Origin of the sequence: Methylobacterium sp. XJLW (genome assembly GCF_003254375.1) — a bacterium.
GTDB lineage: Bacteria > Pseudomonadota > Alphaproteobacteria > Rhizobiales > Beijerinckiaceae > Methylobacterium > Methylobacterium fujisawaense.
In genome coordinates this window covers 341,163-358,617 of record NZ_CP016429.1, presented here as the reverse complement: position 1 = coordinate 358,617, position 17,455 = coordinate 341,163, and the positions used below count along the sequence as shown (strand labels likewise).

Here is a 17,455-nt window from a genome sequence, read left to right as displayed (position 1 = left end):
TTACGGGCTCAGCGTGGTACGGCTTTCCAGTCCGGGCAGGCCTGGACCCGGTGGATCAGACGGTGCCGCCGGCCGCTCGCGCCGAACGGCCCGAGCTCCCAGTCCCAAGCCGCTTCCGTAGGCGGGAGCTCGGACCCTAACAGCATATCGAGGCTGTCGGTGAAGCGGCCCGACCGATCCTCCGCGCGCTGCACCGCGTCGGTGATCAGGCAGACGCGCTCGACCCGGCCTGCCAGGGTGTCCAGGACTCTGAGGTGGGTCTCAACCAGATGTGCCCCAAGAAGGGGCGGGGCCGCGCGGCCCCGGGCCTCGTGGGCCTCGATCGGGACGATCGGAAGCTGCGACAGCAGGTCTGCCGAAACGATCAGGTCGGCGCCCGTGCAGAGATCCGCCCAGGCTCCGGCGAGGCCTGCACTGATCTCGGCGGTCACCAGCGCCACGTTCGGGTATCGGCGTGCGGCGAGCCGGGCCGGCCAGGGATGCACGGCATCCACGAGGCCGATCCGATCGAACAGGCGGGCGAGATCGTCCAGCGGCACGTCGTCGAGCAGGCCGGAGCCGAGCACGACCGCATGTCGGCAATGCCCCGTTCCCTCGGCCGCCGCCGCGATCCTGCCCTGCGCCTGCGCGAGATGCGGCGCCCAGACCGCCCGGCAGCGGCGCTACCGGGCGTGAAGCAGGCCGCTCTGCCGAACATAGCCAAGCCTGCGCAGGGGCCACGGCGCTGGATTGACGACCGACAGGGCCCAGGCGACCAGCATCGCCGGCCGGCTCACTCCGCGTCGGAGGGCGCGGTGTGCGCCGAGGTGCCGCGATAGCCGGTCGCGAGGACGTAGAGCTCGCTGGAATCGGCCCGGCTGGCCGCGGGCTTGACGTGGCGGACCGTGGCGAAGTCGCGCTTCAGGTCGGTGAGCAGGGCTCCCTCGGTCCCGCCCTGAAGCACCTTGGCCAAGTAGGCGCCGCCCGGCCCAAGGATCTCCCGGGCGAATTCCGCCGCCGTCTCGGCGAGGCCGATGATGCGCAGATGGTCGGTCTTCTTGTGGCCGGTGGCGTTGGCGGCCATGTCGGACATCACGAGGTCGGCCGGGCCGCCGAGCATGCCGGTCAGCCGCGCCGGCGCCTCGGGATCGAGGAAATCCAGGGTGATGAACTCGACCCCGGCCATAGGCTCGATCTCCAGGAGATCGATGCCCACGACCCGGCCCGACGGTCCGACCACCCGGGCGGCCACCTGCGACCAGCCGCCGGGAGCCGCGCCGAGGTCGACGATCTTCTGGCCGGGCCGGAGCAGCTTGTAGCGCTCGTCGATCTCCAGCAGCTTGTAGGCCGCCCGCGAGCGATAGCCCTCGCGCTTGGCCCGCGCCACATAGGGATCGTTGAGCTGGCGCTCCAGCCAGCGCTTCTGCGACAGGGTCCGTCCACGCCCGGTCTTCACCCGCTGCTTCAGGTCGCCCCGGACCCCACCGCCGGAGCTCGCGCCGCCGCGCCGGTCGCTCATCGTGGGGCCCTCATCGGACAGCCTTCCGGTTCCAGACCCCGTCCTCCCGCATCATGTTCATCAGCAATCCTTCGCGCAGGCCGCGATCGGCGATGCGCAGGCGCTCCGAGGGGAACGCCCGGCGGATCGCCTCGAGGATCGCGCAGCCCGCGAGCACGAGATCGGCGCGGTCGCGGCCGATGCAGGGGTTGTCGGCGCGCTGTTCCAGCCGCGTGTCGAGCAGGTCGTCGATGGCGGTGGAGACTGCGGCGTCGCTCATCCACAATCCATCGACCCGCCGGCGCTCGTAGCGCGCGAGCCGCAGATGCATCGCCGCGATGGTCGTGACGGTGCCAGACGTGCCGAGAAGGTGGAAATGGGGCGCGGTCGCGGCGGCAGCGGCCCGAAGGGCGAAGGCGGACAGCTTCTCGGCCACTTCCTCGACCATGCCCTCGAACATGCGGCGGGTGACCTCGGCGCCGCCGTGGCGCTCGGCCAGGGTCACCACGCCCACGGGCAGCGAATCCCAGGCGCGGATCCTGAGCGTCGGATCGGTCGACGGATTGGCCGCCGCGCCGTCCAGCCACGCGATCTCGGTCGAGCCGCCGCCGATGTCGAAGATGATCACCGATTCGGCCAGCGGATCCGCCAGCGCCGCGCAGCCGGTGACCGCGAGATAGGCCTCGGTCTGCCGATCGACGATCTCGAGGTCGAGGCCGACGCCGCGGCGGACGCGCTCCACGAAGGCGGCCCCGTTCACCGCGAGGCGGCAGGCCTCCGTGGCGATGATCTTGGCCCGCTGCACGCCGCGCGCCTGCATCTTGGACCTGCAGATCCGCAGGGCCTCCACGGTCCGCTCGATCGCCGCCTCGCTCAGGCGGTCCGACGTGCCGAGGCCTTCGCCGAGACGGACGATCCGTGAGAACGCATCGATCACCCGGAAGCCGCTGAAGGTCGGCTCCGCGACCAGCAGGCGGCAATTGTTGGTGCCGAGGTCGAGCGCCGCGTAGGCGGCGCGCCGACGCTCACGGCCCGGCAATGGGGCTGGCGTCTGAAGCGGCACCGCGCCGGTCTGGATTCGGGACGGCGCGGCCGCGGCGGTCTCGTCCCTCATCGGCGCGGCCGTCGATCCTTCGGGTCGGCCGTGAGCGTCGCGCTCGGCCTTTGTTGATCTGTGACCCTACAGGCTCAGCGGGGAACTGCAACGCCCCATCGCGGTCGCGATCAGGCGACGGCCTTCATGGCGCTGGCCCGGCGCGGGATCGGGCGCAGGAGACTCTTCACCTGGGAATAGGGGCGGGGCCGGTTGATCACCTCGTCCAGGCGAGACCACAGGGTCTTCGGCGAGAACGGCTTGGCGATGATCTCGTTGACGCCGAGCGCCACCGCACGGTCGACCACGTTCCGGCGCGGCTGGGCCAGCATCAGGATGATCGGGATCGTGGGGCAGGGAGAGGTGGTCGGCGTCCGCGCGAGCCGGATGAACTCCTCGCCCGACAGGATCGACAGATCCCAGTCGATGATGCTGATATCGGGTTTGCTCTCGGCCAGCACGCCCAGCGCCTCCGCCCCGTCCGGCGCCTCCAGGACCCGCTTGATACCGACGCGCATCAGCATGTCGCGCACGATTCGGCGGATGTAGAGACTCTCGTCGACGACGAGGGCCGAGAGATCGGGGAAGGTCGGGGTTGCGATCATGGCCGGCGGGCTCTGCGGGGCGCGGCGCCGAGTCTAGGCGGGACAGCCTTTGCGTTTCGCTAACGCCTTCCCTCGAATGAGTAAGGACCGACCCGGGATCGGGGGCGGACTCCGTTGTTTGCCGCAAGAAAGTAACGAAACGGGCGCGTCTGAGCCAAGAAGGTCCTTGCGGTCAAGGCCCGATTGCGTCAGGACTGGGGCGTTATTCTTGGTTACCGCGACCTGGGGTAATGATAGTGCGGGGCGTGGGCTGTCTGGGATGGCGCGCACGCGGTATTCGAGACAAGGGCGGCGGACGGTTTTTGCGAGCTTTCGATGGGACGTGGTCGTGATTTCAGGGGGCCGCAGAAGCGCGGCTTCGACGAGGGTGGCGAGCCGAGATGGCCTGATCAGGCACCCCCGAGCGGCGGATACGGCGGCGGCGGTTTCGGCGGTGGCGGCGGCGGTTTCGGCGGCGGCGGTTTCGACCGTGGTCCGGCGCGCGGCGCGGCACCGGTCGCGTCCGGACCGGAGCGCGATGCGACGGTCAAGTGGTTCAACAAGGAGAAGGGCTTCGGCTTCGTCGAACTCGGCGACGGTTCGGGCGATGCCTTCCTCCACATCCGCGCCGTCGAGGCGGCAGGCCACGATGACCTGATGCCGGGCACCCGGCTGACGGTCACGACGGCCCAGGGTCAGAAGGGCCCGCAGGTGACCAGCGTCACCAGCGTCGACACGTCCACGGCCGAGGCGCCTGCGCCCCGGCGCGAGTTCCGTCCGCGCACCGGCGGCTTCGGTGGTGGCGCTGGCGGCGGCTACGGTGACCGCGACCGCGGCGGCGGTGGTGGTTACGGCGGCGGCGGCGGTTTCGGTGGTGGTGGCGGTGGTGGCCGCTTCGCCAGCGGCCCGTCCGTCGAGATGAGCGGCACCGTGAAGTGGTACGATCCCGCCAAGGGCTTCGGCTTCGTGTCGGTGAACGACGGCGGTAAGGACGTCTTCGTGCACCGCTCCGCTCTGTCCCGCGCCGGGCTCGATTCGCTCGCCGAAGGCCAGCAGGTCACGCTCGGCGTGGTCGAGGGTCAGAAGGGCCGCGAGGCTCAGAGCATCAACGTCGAGGATTGAGGGCGCGCGGCGGTCGCTTTGCCGCCGCGATCCTGAGAAGACTACGAGGCGGCGGTCCTGTCTGGGACCGTCGCCTTTCTCGTTCCTGGACGATCGATGCGCTGCTTGATGCTGCCGACGGCTCTGCTCCTGCTTTCGGGCAGCGCCCGGGCTGAGGATTTCACGGGCTTTTATGCCGGGATCAACGCGGGCTACGGCTGGGGCACCGGGCACCGCGGCCCTGAGGGAGGCCGCCCCGTGACCGCCGGATCGTCGGCCCTCTCCAAACCGGAGGCCGGCCCCGATCTGCCGCCGAGTGCCCGGAATGCCGCCATCGCGATCCGCGGATCCGACCGATCCGCAACGCCCGGAACGACCGGTCGTTGAGACGGGCTGCCGCGCAAGCCGGGACTTTCATCTCTCGGCCCGACCCGGGCCATCCTAACCGCCTCAATTCACACTGGAATCGTTCTGGAACATACGCGTTGCCTGCCGGGCGCAGCCGCTGCTAGGTCGCGATATGACTTCACGGAAGCGAGAGGGCGCGCGATGAGTGCCCATGCCGTGCCCACGCTGGCCGATCGCTTGGCGGTCGCCGGCCGGGTGCTTCTGGCGGCGTTCGGCGGTTATGCCGTTGCCGCACTCGCGTGCGCCTGGCTCGCGCTGATTCTCCCCGGCCCGAGGGCCGAAGCGGTATCCGCCGCGACCCTCGCGAGCTTCAGCATCATGGCGGCGGCCGTGATCTGGGTGTTCGCCGCCCGGACGATCGCGCGTGCCACCCTGGTCCTGGGGGCTGCGGCGCTTCTCCTGACCGTGGCCTTATTGCTGGCCGGCGGCTTCAGGCACGGGGTCGCCCTGTGAGCCGCGCGCGGAGCTTCCGCCAGTCCATGGCGTGGCTGCACACGTGGTCCGGCCTCGTGGTCGGCTGGGTGCTGTTCGCCATCTTCGTCACCGGGACGGCCAGCTATTACCGCAGCGACATCTCGCGATGGATGCGGCCCGAGCTGTCCGAGGAGGCGCCGGATCCGGTGGTGGCGGCAACGCGCGCCGGTGTGTTCCTGCGCAAAACCATGCCGGACGCCGCCGGCTGGTCGGTCAAGCTGCCGAACGCCGAGGCTTCGGTCGTCGAGGTCTACTGGTGGCAGAACCTGGATGGGCCCTACCATCAGGCGCTGCTCGATCCGGTGACGGGCGAACCCGCACGCGTCCGCGACACGCGGGGCGGCGACTTCCTCTACCGCTTTCACTTCGAGTTGAGCCTGCCGCCGATCTGGGGGCGCTGGATCGTCTCGGGCTGCGCGATGATCCTGCTGATCGCGCTGATCTCCGGGATCGTGACACACCGGCGCATTTTCGCCGACTTCTTCACCTTCCGCCGGGACAAGTCCGTCCAGCGCGGCTGGCTCGACGCCCACAACGTGATGGGCGTTCTGGCGCTGCCCTTCCACCTGATGATCGTCTACACGGGCCTCGTCACCCTGTCGTCGATGCTCATGCCCTGGGGCGTGAAGGCCGTCTACGGCGACGACCTGCTCCGGTACTATGCGGAGGCGGGATTGGCGGCGCCGGGAGCCGGCCCCGCCGGGCGTCCGGGCGTGCCGCTCCCCTTGGGCGAGATCGTGGCGCGCGCCAGCGCGGCGGGCGGCGAGACGCCCGAGATGCTGATGGTGACGCTTCCCGGGGACGCCAATGCGACCGCGACGGCGTATTTCGAGGAGCCGCATGGGCTCGCGCATCTCCATCCGCAGATCGTCTATGCGGCCGGAACCGGCGCGGAACTCGCGCGGGTCAGCGAAGCCGGCGCCGCGACCCGGACGGCCGCCGTGATGGCGGGGCTGCACGAGGCGCATTTCGCGGCCGCTCCGTTGCGTCTCGTGTTCTTCCTCTGCGGCGTGATGGGCGCGGCCACGGTTGCGAGCGGGCTGGTCCTCTGGACCGTGGCGCGGGCGCCCAAGGGCGCGGATCCCGACCGATTCGGTCTACGGCTCGTGCGGCTCCTCAACCTCGGCACCATCGCGGGGCTGCCGGTGGGACTCGCGGCCTATTTTCTGGCCAACCGTCTGATGCCCTTTGGGCTCGAGGCCCGGGCCGATTGGGAGGTCCGCGTATTCTTCGCCGCCTGGGTCGCCGCGGCGCTCGCCGCAGCCCTGTATCCGCGACAGCGAGCGTGGCCGATCGCCCTCGGGGTGGCGGCCTGCGCCTTCCTGGCGATTCCGTTGGTCGATGCGGTCCTCGTGGGCCAGAACCGGTTCCTCGGTTTCGATGCGGCGATGGCGGCTGTGGGTCTGGCCCTTGTCGCGGGCTCCCGGCTGGCGGCACGGCGACGGCCGGCGGAATCGCGGCACGGCCAGCCCAGCCTGTCCCGGGCGGCGGAAGCATGACTGCGGCGGCACTGATCCTCAGCCTTCTCCTGAGCTTCTCGGGCTTCGCCGCCCTGGCCCTCAGCCTCGACCGGCATCACCGGGCAGCCTACCGGATCAGCGTCCCGGACCGGCGCGTCGCCAGCTTGCGGATGGCTGGCTGGTGCGGGCTCGCCCTCTCGTTCGCGGCGGCCATCGCGGCGGCCGGCTGGAATTTCGGCCCGGTGCAATGGATCGGATCGCTGACCGGGTCCGCCTTAATCGTGGTGGCGTTCATCGCCTATCGGCCGACCTGGCTGCGCAACGCGGCACTGGCGGCGCTGCCGCTCGCGGCGGCGGCCGCTCCGCTCGCCTTGCTCAGGTAAGCAGGCGCATCGGAGTCTTCCTCGATCGGCGGTGATTCGAACGGTCATCGGGAAGCGGAAATTGTCCCTCAGGTCCGCTCGGAACACTCCGACGCCGAGGATATCTGTCCGCTCGCGGTGAGGTCCGGAAGAGCGTAGGATCGGCCCACTCGCGCACTGGCCAAAAGTCCACCTTGATTCGGCAGGCCAAAAGCCATTGGCTGCGAACAGAGCGGAAGCGGATGCGGCCCCGACGATCGGTCGCCCGAGCGCCAGCTTAAGCCCAAGAGCCGCGGTTCGCGAGGCCGGGGCCTATGGAGGGAACACAGCGATGAACAAGCCGGAATTCCTCGGCGACGCCAAGGTCAAGTCGCCGTTCTCGGCCCGCTACGAGAACTTCATCGGCGGCCAGTGGGTCGCCCCCGCGGCCGGCCGCTACTTCGAGAACACCTCCCCGATCACCGGAAAGGTGGTGTGCGAGGTGGCCCGCTCCGACGCACAGGACGTCGAGAAGGCGCTCGACGCCGCCCACGCCGCCAAGGAGGCCTGGGGCCGCACGGCGCCGGCCGAGCGCGCCCGCATCCTCCTCAAGATGGCCGACCGGATGGAGGAGAACCTCGATCTGCTCGCCCTCGCCGAGACCTGGGACAACGGCAAGCCGATCCGCGAGACGACCCACGCCGACATCCCGCTGGCCATCGACCACTTCCGCTATTTCGCCGGCTGCGTGCGGGCGCAGGAAGGCTCGATCTCCGAGATCGACCACGACACGGTCGCCTACCATTTCCACGAGCCGCTGGGCGTCGTCGGCCAGATCATCCCGTGGAACTTCCCGATCCTGATGGCGGTGTGGAAGCTCGCCCCGGCGCTCGCCGCCGGCAATTGCGTGGTCTTGAAGCCCGCCGAGCAGACCCCGGCCTCTGTGCTGGTGCTGGCCGAGATCATCGGCGACCTGCTGCCGCCGGGCGTGCTCAACATCGTCAACGGCTTCGGCCTGGAGGCCGGCAAGCCGCTCGCCTCCTCGCCGCGGATCGCCAAGATCGCCTTCACGGGTGAGACGACCACCGGCCGCCTCATCATGCAGTATGCGTCGCAGAACCTGATCCCGGTGACGCTGGAACTCGGTGGCAAGTCGCCGAACATCTTCTTCGCCGACGTGGCGAACGAGGACGACGACTTCTTCGACAAGGCGCTCGAAGGCTTCACGATGTTCGCCCTCAACCAGGGTGAGGTCTGCACCTGCCCGAGCCGCGCGCTCGTGCATGAGTCGATCTACGACCGCTTCATGGAGCGGGCGGTGAAGCGCGTCGAGGCGATCACGCAGGGCTCGCCCCTCGATCCGGCCACGATGATCGGCGCCCAGGCGTCGGGCGAGCAGATGGAGAAGATCCTCAGCTACATCGACATCGGCAAGCAGGAGGGCGCCCAGCTGCTCACCGGCGGCGAGCGCAACGTCAAGGAGGGCGAGTTCGCCGAGGGCTTCTACGTGAAGCCGACGGTGTTCCGCGGCCACAACAAGATGCGGATCTTCCAGGAGGAGATCTTCGGCCCGGTCCTGTCGGTCACGACCTTCAAGGACGATGCCGAGGCGCTCGCGATCGCCAACGACACGCTCTACGGCCTCGGCGCCGGCGTCTGGACCCGCGACGGCACCCGCGCCTATCGCTTCGGCCGGGCGATCCAGGCCGGCCGCGTCTGGACGAACTGCTACCACGCCTACCCGGCTCACGCGGCCTTCGGCGGCTACAAGCAGTCCGGCATCGGCCGTGAGACCCACAAGATGATGCTCGATCACTACCAGCAGACCAAGAACATGCTGGTCAGCTACTCGGCCAAGAAGCTCGGATTCTTCTGAGCTTCTTCCCGGGTTAACCCCCCGAGACAACTTCAGCCCCGGCCTCACGGCCGGGGCTTTTTCGATCCCGCAACACCGCGCTCAGTAGAGGCCGTAGCCGTAGCCCTCGAAGGGGGCGTTGACGATCGAGCCCGGCGCCATCGGGCCGGCATCGCCGCTGACGCTGGGCACGTCGTCCGGCGGACCGTCCCAGCCGACGACACCCATGGGATTGTCGGGCGTGACGTTGGGATTCCCCGCGACGCGCCACGCATGCTGGACGAACAGTGGCTGTTCGCGGGGCTGGACGCGGAGCGACAGCGGTTCGGCGGCGGCGGGACCGGCGAGACCGGTCAGGGCAAGGACGACGCAGGCGGCTTTTCTGAGAACTGACATGACGGGCGCTCCCGAGGCGTCGGGCGGCAACCGCCGCCCTCCGTCGTCACAACGCGCATCGCGACGTTTCGGGACCTGCATTCGCTCGCGTTGCGGTGGAAACCCGCCGGCAACCGCGCATATTTCAACATCGACTGGGGAGGATGGCATGAATTCGGATCAGACCTTGGACGCCAACGTCGCCAAGCAGGCCGGCGCCGACGGGACACCCCTGCGGGTGACCGCCACCCCGGCGGCTCTCGCTCTCATCGACGAGCTGCGGAGCGAGTACGGCCCGGTCATGTTCCATCAGTCCGGCGGCTGCTGCGACGGCTCCTCGCCCATGTGCTACCCCGTCGGTGATTTCCTGGTGAGCGACGGGGACGTCCGACTCGGCACCGTCGGCGGCGCCGAGTTCTTCATCAGCCGGTCGCAATTCGAGGTCTGGAAGCACACCCACCTGCTCCTCGATGTCGTGCCGGGGCGCGGCGGCATGTTCTCGCTGGAGAATGGACGCGAGAAGCGCTTCCATATTCGCTCGCGCCTGTTCTCCGACGCGGAGAACCGGGCCCTCGAAGGGGCCTGCAAACTCTGAGGACGAGCTTCGCGGGGAGGGGGCACGATGGCCACCGTCAAACTCTGGTCCGATGCCGAGGCCGAAACCGACCCGCGCATCGGCGCTGTGTTCGCCGACATCCAGGCGACTCGCGGCTCCGACTTCATCAACAATTTCTGGCGGGGCCTCGCCAACGATCCGGCACTGCTCGAACGGACCTGATCCGTCCTGAAGACCGTCATGGGACCGGGAACACTCGATCCCCTGACCAAAGAGCTGGTCTACATCGCGGTTTCGATCGCCAATGGATGCCCGTACTGCATCCATTCCCACACCGCCGCTGCGCGGGCCAAGGGCTTGACGGACGCGCAGCACGGCGAGTTCCTGGCGGTGGTCGGCATGGCCCACCAGACCAACGCGCTGGTGAACGGCATGCAGATCCCGGTCGATCCCGCCTTCAGAGTGGAGGAAGGTCCATGAGTTCCGTGTCCGGTCAAGGGGAGCAGGGTTTCCTGGTGGTGCGCGAGAGTGCGCCCTTCCGCGGCAAGCAGGGGCACATTTACCGGCCGGCGGTCTCCGCCGAAGCCGTGGGCTCGAAGGCGCTGCACATGCAGCTTCTGGAGATACCGCCCGGGGAGCGTGCCCATGCGCACAAGCACGAATCGCACGAGACGGCGATCTACGTGCTGTCGGGCGTGTCAGGCTGTTTCTGGGGCGAACGGCTGGAGCATCACGCGATCGCGGGGGCCGGCGAGTTCGTCTATATCGCCGCCGACGTGCCGCACCTGCCTTACAACCGCAGCCAGACGGAGCCCGTCACAGCCGTGATCGCCCGGACGGATCCCAACGAGCAGGAGAGCGTCGTCCTGCTGCCGCACCTCGAGGCCGGCGTCGACTGGTCCAAGGCCGAGGGGTAGCGCTCAGCGCTGTTCGATCCGTTCATTGGCGAGGCGCTCGGCGCGCGAGCGCTCGTCGGCGGAAAGGCCGGACAGCGTCTGATCCAGCCACGCGTCGGACAGGCCCTGTCCGGCAGCGGCAAGGTTCCAGGCCGCAGCCTCGACGGGATTCTTGGCGACGCCACGGCCGACCGCGTAGAGGCGCGCGACGCGGTTCTGCGCGATGGCGTTGCCGCGCGAGGCCGCGTGCAGGAAATAGCGGGCAGCCGCCCGCTCGTCCTTGGTGACGCCGGTGCCGTTGAACAGAAGGATCGCGTACTCGACCTCACTGGCGAGATCGCCATTGTCGGCGCCGCGCCGGAACAACTCCGCCGCCTTGGTCGGATCCTTCGGCACCCCGCGACCCTGGAGGTAGAGAACGCCCAGATCGTGCTGCGCGGGGCCGATCTCCGCATCGGCCGCCTTGCGGAACTGCGCGGCGGCCGCCGCCTCGTCGGCCGTGGCCCCGGTGCCGATCAGGATCAGGCCGAGATTGTAGGCGGCAGTCGGCGAGCCTTGGGACGTGGCCTGTTCCAGCCATCGGCGCCCGGCCTTCGGATCCTTCGGCATACCGCGTCCGTCGAGCGCCATGAGCCCGAGGGATGCCATGGCGGACGGGTCGTTCTGTGCGGCGGCCAGACGATACCAGTCGGCGGCCTTCACCGGGTCCTGCTTCACGCCGAGGCCCTGGTTGTACAGCTCCCCGAGAAGCGTCATGGCAGCGGCGTCCTTCGGATTCGCCTCGATGCGCTTCGTCGCCTCGCGGAAGGCCGTGACGTACTGGCCCTTCTGATAGGCGCCGTAGGCGAGATCCGGCGGCTGACCGCCCTGCGGCGGCACGGCGCCCCGGGTGTAGTTCGGCGTATAGGGACTCGGCAGTTCCGGCATCGGCTTCTTGCCGGTCTGCGCGGTGGACCCGATCGATCCGGGCGCCGCGGTCGCGGGCGGGTCGGCCGGAGCGGAGACGGCCCAGGTCGGCAGAGCGAGCACTGCCGCTCCGACGAAAGCCAACAGATGAGGGGCGTTGCGGCGCCTCACGCGGCAGCCTCCCGAAGGACGCGCTGGGCCCGCTCGACGGCCGCCGGATCCGACCGCCAGAGGCCGCTCTCCAATCCCACGAACTCCGCGCCTGTCGCGCCGAGCGGCCCGATCTCGTCGGCGGCGACGGCGACCGCGATGCACGGCGTCTCGAAGATTTCGGCCCACCAGGTGGCGCGGGCCCGGACGGTCTCCGCCTCCGGCGCGACACCGTCCGGATACAGCCCGCCGAACATCAGATAGTCGATACCCGCCTCGCCGGCTTCCATGGCGCCATGCTTGGTCTCGATGCCTCCAGCACCGAGGATGCGCCCGTCGCGCAGCCGGCCGCGCAGATCCTTCAGGTCGCGCGGCTTGTCGACATGGATGCCATCGGCGCCGCCGCGGATCGCCACCGTGGCGAGATCACCCGTGAAACCCGGACAGGCCACGACCAGGGCCGCGCCCCGCTCCTGCGCCACCGGAGCGACCGCCTTCACGCGGGCCGTCAGCCCGCGCTCGTCGGTGGCGGCGAGCCGCAGGATCACGGCGGCGACATCGCCCGCTTCGCAGGCGGCCTTCAGGGCCGCCACGAAGCCTTCGAGTCCCTCGGCGTCGAGACCGTGCGGTCCGAGAAGGGCGAGGCGGGCATTGGTGCTCATCGGGGGCGACAACCGGCGCCTTACCGCGCGCCGATCTTCGGATCCAGGGCGCCGCTGGCGTAGCGCTTGGCCATCTCGGCGACCGAGATCGGCCGGATCTTCGAGCCCTTGCCGGCGGTGTTGAACTCCTCGAAGCGCTGCTTGCAGAGCTTGGTCATCGCCTCCATGGCGGGCTTCAGGTACTTGCGCGGGTCGAACTCGGAGGGGTTCTCGGTGAGGACCTTCCGGATCTGACCGGTCATCGCCATGCGGTTGTCGGTGTCGATGTTGATCTTACGCACGCCGTGCTTGATGCCGCGCTGGATCTCCTCGACCGGAACACCCCAGGTCGGCTTCATCTGGCCGCCGTACTGGTTGATGATGTCCTGCAGGTCCTGCGGCACCGACGAGGAGCCGTGCATGACGAGGTGGGTCGTCGGCAGGCGGCGGTGGATCTCCTCGATCACGTTCATCGCCAGCACCTCGCCGTCGGGCTTGCGGGTGAACTTGTAGGCACCGTGGCTCGTGCCCATGGCCACCGCCAGCGCGTCCACCTTGGTGGCCTCGACGAACTTCACGGCCTCCTCCGGGTCGGTCAGGAGCTGGTCGTGGCTGAGCGTACCCTCGGCGCCGTGGCCGTCCTCGGCCTCGCCCTGGCCGCTCTCCAGCGAGCCGAGCACGCCCAGCTCACCCTCGACCGAGACGCCGGCCCAGTGGGCCATCTTGGTGACGTTGCGGGTGATCTCGACGTTGTAGTTGTAGTCGGCCGGGGTCTTGCCGTCGGCCTTCAGCGAGCCGTCCATCATCACCGAGGTGAAGCCATACTGGATCGCGGTGGCGCAGGTGGCTTCGTTGTTGCCGTGGTCGAGATGCATGCAGACGGGGATGTGCGGGTAGATCTCGACGAGGCCGTCGATCAGCTTGGCCAGCACGACGTCGTTGGCGTAGGCGCGGGCGCCACGGCTCGCCTGGAGGATCACCGGCGAGTCGGTGGCATCGGCGGCCGCCATGATGGCGAGCCCCTGTTCCATGTTGTTCAGGTTGAAGGCGGGCACGCCGTACTCGTACTCAGCGGCGTGATCGAGGAGCTGCCGGAGGGTGATGCGTGCCATCGTGCGTGTCTTCCCGTTTCCCGTTTCGTTGTCCGACCGATCGCCGGAGGCGCGGTGAGGCCCTCAGCTGGGCTGTATCGTTTCGCTCTGCCGGGTGCCTTGCTTTCGGTCAATCTCCGACGCGGCGCAGGCCATTCTTTCGGCGGATGATCCCCGGTCGGTCCGGCTCACCAGGGACGCGACGCGGTCCTCGACCTCGCTGACCCGCGCGTCAGACCTTACCGCCGTGGCCCGCATCGTCACGCGCATCCCGGCCGCGTTCAGACGATCGATCCGCGCCTCGAGCCTGTCGAAGCGCGTCACCGTCTCGGACCGCAGATCCGCCAGGCTCGCCTGGATGCCCCTTAGATTCTTGAGGGTCGCGTTCTCCCCATCGTCACCCATCGCCCCGGCCCCCCGGCTGATCAAGGCCGGCAGTATAGATAGGGTCGGGCCAATGGGGGAGGAGCGCAAGGTGGCCGTCTCAGCCCTTCGCCCGCAGCGCCTCGACGCCCGGGAGGGCCTTGCCCTCAAGCCATTCGAGGAAGGCGCCGCCGGCGGTCGAGACGTAGGTGAAGTCCTGCGCCACGCCGGCATGGTTGAGCGCGGCCACGGTGTCGCCGCCGCCCGCAACCGAGACGAGCTGGCCATCCTTCGTCCGCGCGGCCGCGTGCTTGGCGGCGGCCACGGTGGCGGCGTCGAATGGGGTCAGCTCGAAGGCGCCCAGCGGGCCGTTCCACACCAGGGTCTTGGCCCCGTCGATGGCGGCATTGATCTCGGCGACCGAGCGCGGACCGGCATCGAGGATCATGCTCGCGTCCGGCACGGAATCCACCGGCACGGTCTCGTGGGGAGCCTGCGCCTTGAACTCGGTCGCGGCGACCGCGTCGACCGGCAGGATGATCCGGCAGCCGGCCTTCTCGGCCGCCGCCAGGATGCGCGTGGCGGTCTCGGCGAGATCCTTCTCACAGAGGGACTTGCCCACCGCCTTGCCCTGCGCGTGCAGGAACGTGTTGGCCATGCCGCCGCCGATCACCAGCATGTCGACCTTGGCGACGAGGTTCTCCAGGAGATCGATCTTGGACGAGACCTTGGCGCCGCCGACCAGCGCGATCACCGGGCGCTGGGGCGATTCCAGGCCCTTGGTCAGCGCGTCGAGCTCGGCCTGCATCTCGCGGCCGGCATAGGCCGGCAACCGGTGCGCCAGACCCTCGGTGGAGGCGTGGGCGCGGTGGGCTGCCGAGAAGGCCTCGTTGACGTAGACGTCGCCGTTCGCCGCCAGGGCGTCCGCGAAAGCCGCGTCGTTCTTCTCCTCGCCGGGATGATAGCGGGTGTTCTCCAGGAGGAGGACGTCGCCGTCCTTCAGGGCCGCCACCGCCTGCGCGGCGGCGTCGCCCACGCAATCCGCCGCGAAGGCGACGGTGTGCCCGAGGGCCGCGCCGAGGGCCGGGACTACCGGCTCCAGCGAATCCTTCGGCTCGCGCTTGCCCTTCGGCCGGCCGAAATGAGCCAGCAGGATCACCCTGGCGCCCTGCTCGGCGACCTCGCGTATCGTCGGCGCGACGCGCGCGATGCGGGTCGCGTCGGTCACCCGCCCGTTTTCCATGGGCACGTTCAGATCGACGCGCATGAGGACCCGCTTGCCCTTGAGGGAGCCGGCATCGTCGAGGGTGCGGAAGGCGCTCATGCGGTCTGGTGCGGTCCTGTGCGGGGCGAGGGCGATTACTGCGCGGTGGTGCCGATGGTGGCCCGCTGCGGCAGCAGGCGGTCGAGATTCAGACGCTGGACGGCGACCATCAGGACCACGGTCAGGATGGCGGTGATCACGGCGGTAAGGACGAGGGCGCCGGTCCCGGGCAGGCGCCGGGTGCGCTCGGCGAGGCCGCGCATCTCCGTCCGGAGCGCCGCCAGGTCGGACTGGCGCGCCGATTCATTCATCCGGTTCGCCGCATTCTCGACCTTGTCCTCGACTCGGGACAGCAGTGCCTCGGAGCGGGCATACTTGTCCTCGATCCGCGAACACTTGTCCTCGATCCGCGCGAGCTGATCGAAGAGCTGGTTGGCCGGAAGCGGGTGGGATGGGACCGCGGGTGCGGCAGGGGCCGCGGTCGGTGCGGCGGCGGGTGTGGCGGGCGGCGGCGGAGCCGGCTTGGGGGCGGGCGGCACGGCAGCCGGCCCGCTCGACGTGCCCTGCGAAGCGTCGGTCATCCCTGGAGAGTCCCTGGTTCGAAGAAAGGCCGTCCGAAGAGTGGTGCGGCCGCCGACCTCTCAGGAGGCGGCGACCGCTGCAGTCCGGCTCAGATGAGCTTGGCCATCGCCACGGCGGTGTCGGCCATGCGGTTCGAGAAGCCCCACTCGTTGTCGTACCAGGTCAGGATGCGCACCAGCACGCCGTCCATCACCTTGGTCTGGTCGAGGTGGAAGGTCGAGGAATGGGGATCGTGGTTGAAGTCGATCGAGACGTTCGGCCGGTCGGTGACGCCCAGCACGCCCTTGAGCGGGCCGGCTGCGGCGGCCTTGATGGCGTCGTTGATCTCCTGGACCGTCGTCGCGCGCTTGGCCGTGAAGACGAGGTCCACCGCCGAGACGTTCGGGGTCGGCACGCGGATCGCGGTCCCGTCGAGCTTGCCCTTCAGCTCCGGCAGCACGAGGCCGACGGCCTTCGCGGCGCCGGTCGAGGTCGGGATCATCGAGAGCGCCGCGGCGCGGGCCCGGTAGAGATCCTTGTGCATCTGGTCCAGCGAGGGCTGGTCGTTGGTGTAGGAGTGGATCGTGGTCATGAAGCCGCGCTCGATGCCGACCGCGGCGTCCAGCACCTGGGCGACCGGCGCCAGGCAGTTGGTGGTGCAGGAGGCGTTCGACACGACGTGGTGCTCGCCCGTGAGCTTGTCGTGGTTGACGCCGTAGACCACCGTCAGGTCGGCGCCGTCGGCCGGGGCCGAGACGAGGACGCGCTTGGCGCCGGCGTCGAGATGGGCCTTCGCCTTGTCCTTCGAGGTGAAGATGCCGGTGCATTCCAGCGCGATGTCGACGCCGAGGTCGCGGTGCGGCAGCTCGGCCGGGTTGCGCACGGCCGTGACCTTGATGCGCTTGCCGTTCACCACCAGGAACTCGCCGTCCACGGCGACCTCGCCGGGGAAGCGGCCGTGCACGGAGTCGTAGCGGAGCAGGTGGGCGTTGGTCTCCACCGGGCCGAGATCGTTGATCGCCACGACCTCGATGTCGCTGCGGCCGGCCTCCGCGATCGCGCGCAGGACGTTGCGGCCGATGCGTCCGAACCCGTTGATGGCAACCTTCGTCACGGCGTGACTCCTTCCTGATGCGGCTCGCCGCGCGCCGGACCTGGGGGATGGTCCGCGGAGCGGTCTCGGCGGCCCGCCATACCGTCCGGGCCGGGCCGGGCGGGATCTGTGCGGGCGGGTTTGAACCTGCGATGAACCGGACCGGGAGAGGCCGGGCTTCCACGCGCGTGACCGTCGGATCGGACGGTGCCGGCTGAGGCCTCGGAACTGTCGCGGACCGGCCCTCCGGCATGTCTCGCGCGGTCCCTCTCGGGATCGCGCGGCTGTCTAGCATGGAGCCTCGACCTGTCAAACGCGTCGCCGTGACAAAGACCTTCGATCCACCGTCCAATAAACAGGGATCGGCACGATCCATTCGGAGTTCACCCGGATCGGGGATCGAAGGCCATTTCCCCCTGGAATTTCGGCTGCATTCGACGGAAAGCTTGCTGTCGAGGTAGACACAGAACCATGGCCGACGAGACCGAGCTCCGTTCCATCGACGACGCCCTCCGCCGCCTCGAGGCGGCCATCAACCGCCTGGATGCCGTCGTCCAGCGCCGCCTTGAGGTGGCCGCGCAGCCCGACGACCGGGATGCGGAACTCGCGCTGATGGACGAGGATCGGGCCCGCCTCGCCGCGGCTCTCGACGCTGCGAGCGCCCGTCTCGCCACCGTCTCGGCGACCACGGGGGAGGTCGGGCATCGGCTCGACCGGGCGATCGAGACCGTCCAGGATGTGCTCGGGCGCGCCTGATCCCCACGCC

Annotated in this window: 20 protein-coding genes and 1 pseudogene; 9 read left to right on the top strand and 12 right to left on the bottom strand. The window is 69.4% G+C overall.

Annotation, left to right across the window (positions count from 1 at the left end):
- Positions 1-8: 8 nt before the first annotated feature.
- The 4 genes from A3862_RS01580 to A3862_RS01565 all read right to left on the bottom strand — a co-directional run bounded on the left by A3862_RS01580 (position 9) and on the right by A3862_RS01565 (position 3,175).
- Positions 9-566, bottom strand: coding sequence for a hypothetical protein (locus A3862_RS01580; RefSeq protein ID WP_335645388.1), 558 nt, complete (start codon positions 564-566; stop codon positions 9-11).
- Between the two features lie 206 nt (positions 567-772).
- Entirely contained in the window at positions 773-1,498 is a 726-nt protein-coding gene (locus A3862_RS01575; RefSeq protein ID WP_043345260.1) for an RlmE family RNA methyltransferase, read from the bottom strand.
- Between the two features lie 10 nt (positions 1,499-1,508).
- Positions 1,509-2,591 carry a Ppx/GppA phosphatase family protein gene (locus A3862_RS01570; RefSeq protein ID WP_111473158.1) on the bottom strand — a complete coding sequence of 361 codons (1,083 nt, stop codon included), beginning with the start codon at positions 2,589-2,591 and terminating at the stop codon, positions 1,509-1,511.
- Positions 2,592-2,701: 110 nt separating this feature from the next.
- Positions 2,702-3,175, bottom strand: a complete 474-nt coding sequence (locus tag A3862_RS01565; protein ID WP_012317168.1) for a response regulator — start codon at positions 3,173-3,175, stop codon at positions 2,702-2,704.
- Between the two features lie 315 nt (positions 3,176-3,490).
- On the opposite strand from A3862_RS01565, the gene A3862_RS32460 reads away from it, so the two are divergent.
- The 5 genes from A3862_RS32460 (at position 3,491) to adh (ending at position 8,814) form a co-directional block, all read left to right on the top strand.
- Complete coding sequence (locus A3862_RS32460; protein ID WP_043755040.1) at positions 3,491-4,276, top strand: cold-shock protein; 786 nt, start codon at positions 3,491-3,493, stop codon at positions 4,274-4,276.
- A gap of 528 nt (positions 4,277-4,804) precedes the next feature.
- Complete coding sequence (locus tag A3862_RS01550; RefSeq protein WP_043755044.1) at positions 4,805-5,116, top strand: hypothetical protein; 312 nt, start codon at positions 4,805-4,807, stop codon at positions 5,114-5,116.
- Between the two features lie 26 nt (positions 5,117-5,142).
- Positions 5,143-6,636 carry a PepSY-associated TM helix domain-containing protein gene (locus tag A3862_RS01545; RefSeq protein ID WP_043755045.1) on the top strand — a complete coding sequence of 498 codons (1,494 nt, stop codon included), beginning with the start codon at positions 5,143-5,145 and terminating at the stop codon, positions 6,634-6,636.
- The gene (locus A3862_RS01540) at positions 6,633-6,980 is read left to right on the top strand and encodes a DUF3325 domain-containing protein (protein ID WP_043345237.1); all 348 of its coding nucleotides are present in this window, start codon (positions 6,633-6,635) and stop codon (positions 6,978-6,980) included. The genes A3862_RS01545 and A3862_RS01540 overlap by 4 nt, the downstream gene beginning before the upstream one ends.
- 310 nt (positions 6,981-7,290) lie before the next feature.
- Positions 7,291-8,814 carry an aldehyde dehydrogenase gene (gene adh, locus A3862_RS01535; RefSeq protein WP_043345235.1) on the top strand — a complete coding sequence of 508 codons (1,524 nt, stop codon included), beginning with the start codon at positions 7,291-7,293 and terminating at the stop codon, positions 8,812-8,814.
- Positions 8,815-8,895: 81 nt separating this feature from the next.
- Here adh and A3862_RS01530 read toward each other — a convergent pair whose 3' ends face one another.
- Positions 8,896-9,189 carry a hypothetical protein gene (locus A3862_RS01530; RefSeq protein WP_043380252.1) on the bottom strand — a complete coding sequence of 98 codons (294 nt, stop codon included), beginning with the start codon at positions 9,187-9,189 and terminating at the stop codon, positions 8,896-8,898.
- Between the two features lie 148 nt (positions 9,190-9,337).
- Here A3862_RS01530 and A3862_RS01525 point away from each other — a divergent pair, with 148 nt between their 5' ends.
- The 3 genes and pseudogenes from A3862_RS01525 to A3862_RS01515 all read left to right on the top strand — a co-directional run bounded on the left by A3862_RS01525 (position 9,338) and on the right by A3862_RS01515 (position 10,641).
- On the top strand, positions 9,338-9,763 hold the full coding sequence (locus A3862_RS01525; protein WP_111473157.1) for a DUF779 domain-containing protein: 426 nt from the start codon (positions 9,338-9,340) through the stop codon (positions 9,761-9,763).
- A 27-nt stretch (positions 9,764-9,790) separates the two neighbouring features.
- Positions 9,791-10,204, top strand: a pseudogene (locus A3862_RS01520) (carboxymuconolactone decarboxylase family protein).
- Positions 10,201-10,641, top strand: a complete 441-nt coding sequence (locus A3862_RS01515; protein WP_052083508.1) for a cupin domain-containing protein — start codon at positions 10,201-10,203, stop codon at positions 10,639-10,641. Before A3862_RS01520 ends, A3862_RS01515 begins: the two are co-directional and overlap by 4 nt.
- A gap of 3 nt (positions 10,642-10,644) precedes the next feature.
- On the opposite strand, the gene A3862_RS01510 is transcribed toward A3862_RS01515, so the two are convergent.
- The 7 genes from A3862_RS01510 to gap form a co-directional block, all read right to left on the bottom strand.
- On the bottom strand, positions 10,645-11,649 hold the full coding sequence (locus A3862_RS01510) for a tetratricopeptide repeat protein (RefSeq protein ID WP_236961657.1): 1,005 nt from the start codon (positions 11,647-11,649) through the stop codon (positions 10,645-10,647).
- Between the two features lie 44 nt (positions 11,650-11,693).
- The gene (locus A3862_RS01505) at positions 11,694-12,338 is read right to left on the bottom strand and encodes a thiamine phosphate synthase (RefSeq protein ID WP_111473156.1); all 645 of its coding nucleotides are present in this window, start codon (positions 12,336-12,338) and stop codon (positions 11,694-11,696) included.
- Between the two features lie 20 nt (positions 12,339-12,358).
- On the bottom strand, positions 12,359-13,429 hold the full coding sequence (fba, locus tag A3862_RS01500) for a class II fructose-bisphosphate aldolase (RefSeq protein WP_043345222.1): 1,071 nt from the start codon (positions 13,427-13,429) through the stop codon (positions 12,359-12,361).
- A gap of 63 nt (positions 13,430-13,492) precedes the next feature.
- Positions 13,493-13,813, bottom strand: a complete 321-nt coding sequence (locus A3862_RS01495; RefSeq protein WP_043755047.1) for a hypothetical protein — start codon at positions 13,811-13,813, stop codon at positions 13,493-13,495.
- Positions 13,814-13,892: 79 nt separating this feature from the next.
- On the bottom strand, positions 13,893-15,095 hold the full coding sequence (locus A3862_RS01490) for a phosphoglycerate kinase (protein ID WP_043755049.1): 1,203 nt from the start codon (positions 15,093-15,095) through the stop codon (positions 13,893-13,895).
- Between the two features lie 35 nt (positions 15,096-15,130).
- Positions 15,131-15,616 (bottom strand): hypothetical protein, encoded by a 486-nt coding sequence (locus tag A3862_RS01485; RefSeq protein WP_043755051.1) that lies wholly within the window; start codon positions 15,614-15,616, stop codon positions 15,131-15,133.
- A gap of 89 nt (positions 15,617-15,705) precedes the next feature.
- Positions 15,706-16,710, bottom strand: a complete 1,005-nt coding sequence (gene gap / locus A3862_RS01480) for a type I glyceraldehyde-3-phosphate dehydrogenase (RefSeq protein ID WP_043345211.1) — start codon at positions 16,708-16,710, stop codon at positions 15,706-15,708.
- Positions 16,711-17,160: 450 nt separating this feature from the next.
- Between gap and A3862_RS01475 the strand changes: the two genes are divergently transcribed.
- Positions 17,161-17,445 carry a DUF4164 family protein gene (locus A3862_RS01475; protein ID WP_043380241.1) on the top strand — a complete coding sequence of 95 codons (285 nt, stop codon included), beginning with the start codon at positions 17,161-17,163 and terminating at the stop codon, positions 17,443-17,445.
- The last annotated feature ends 10 nt before the right edge of the window (positions 17,446-17,455 follow it).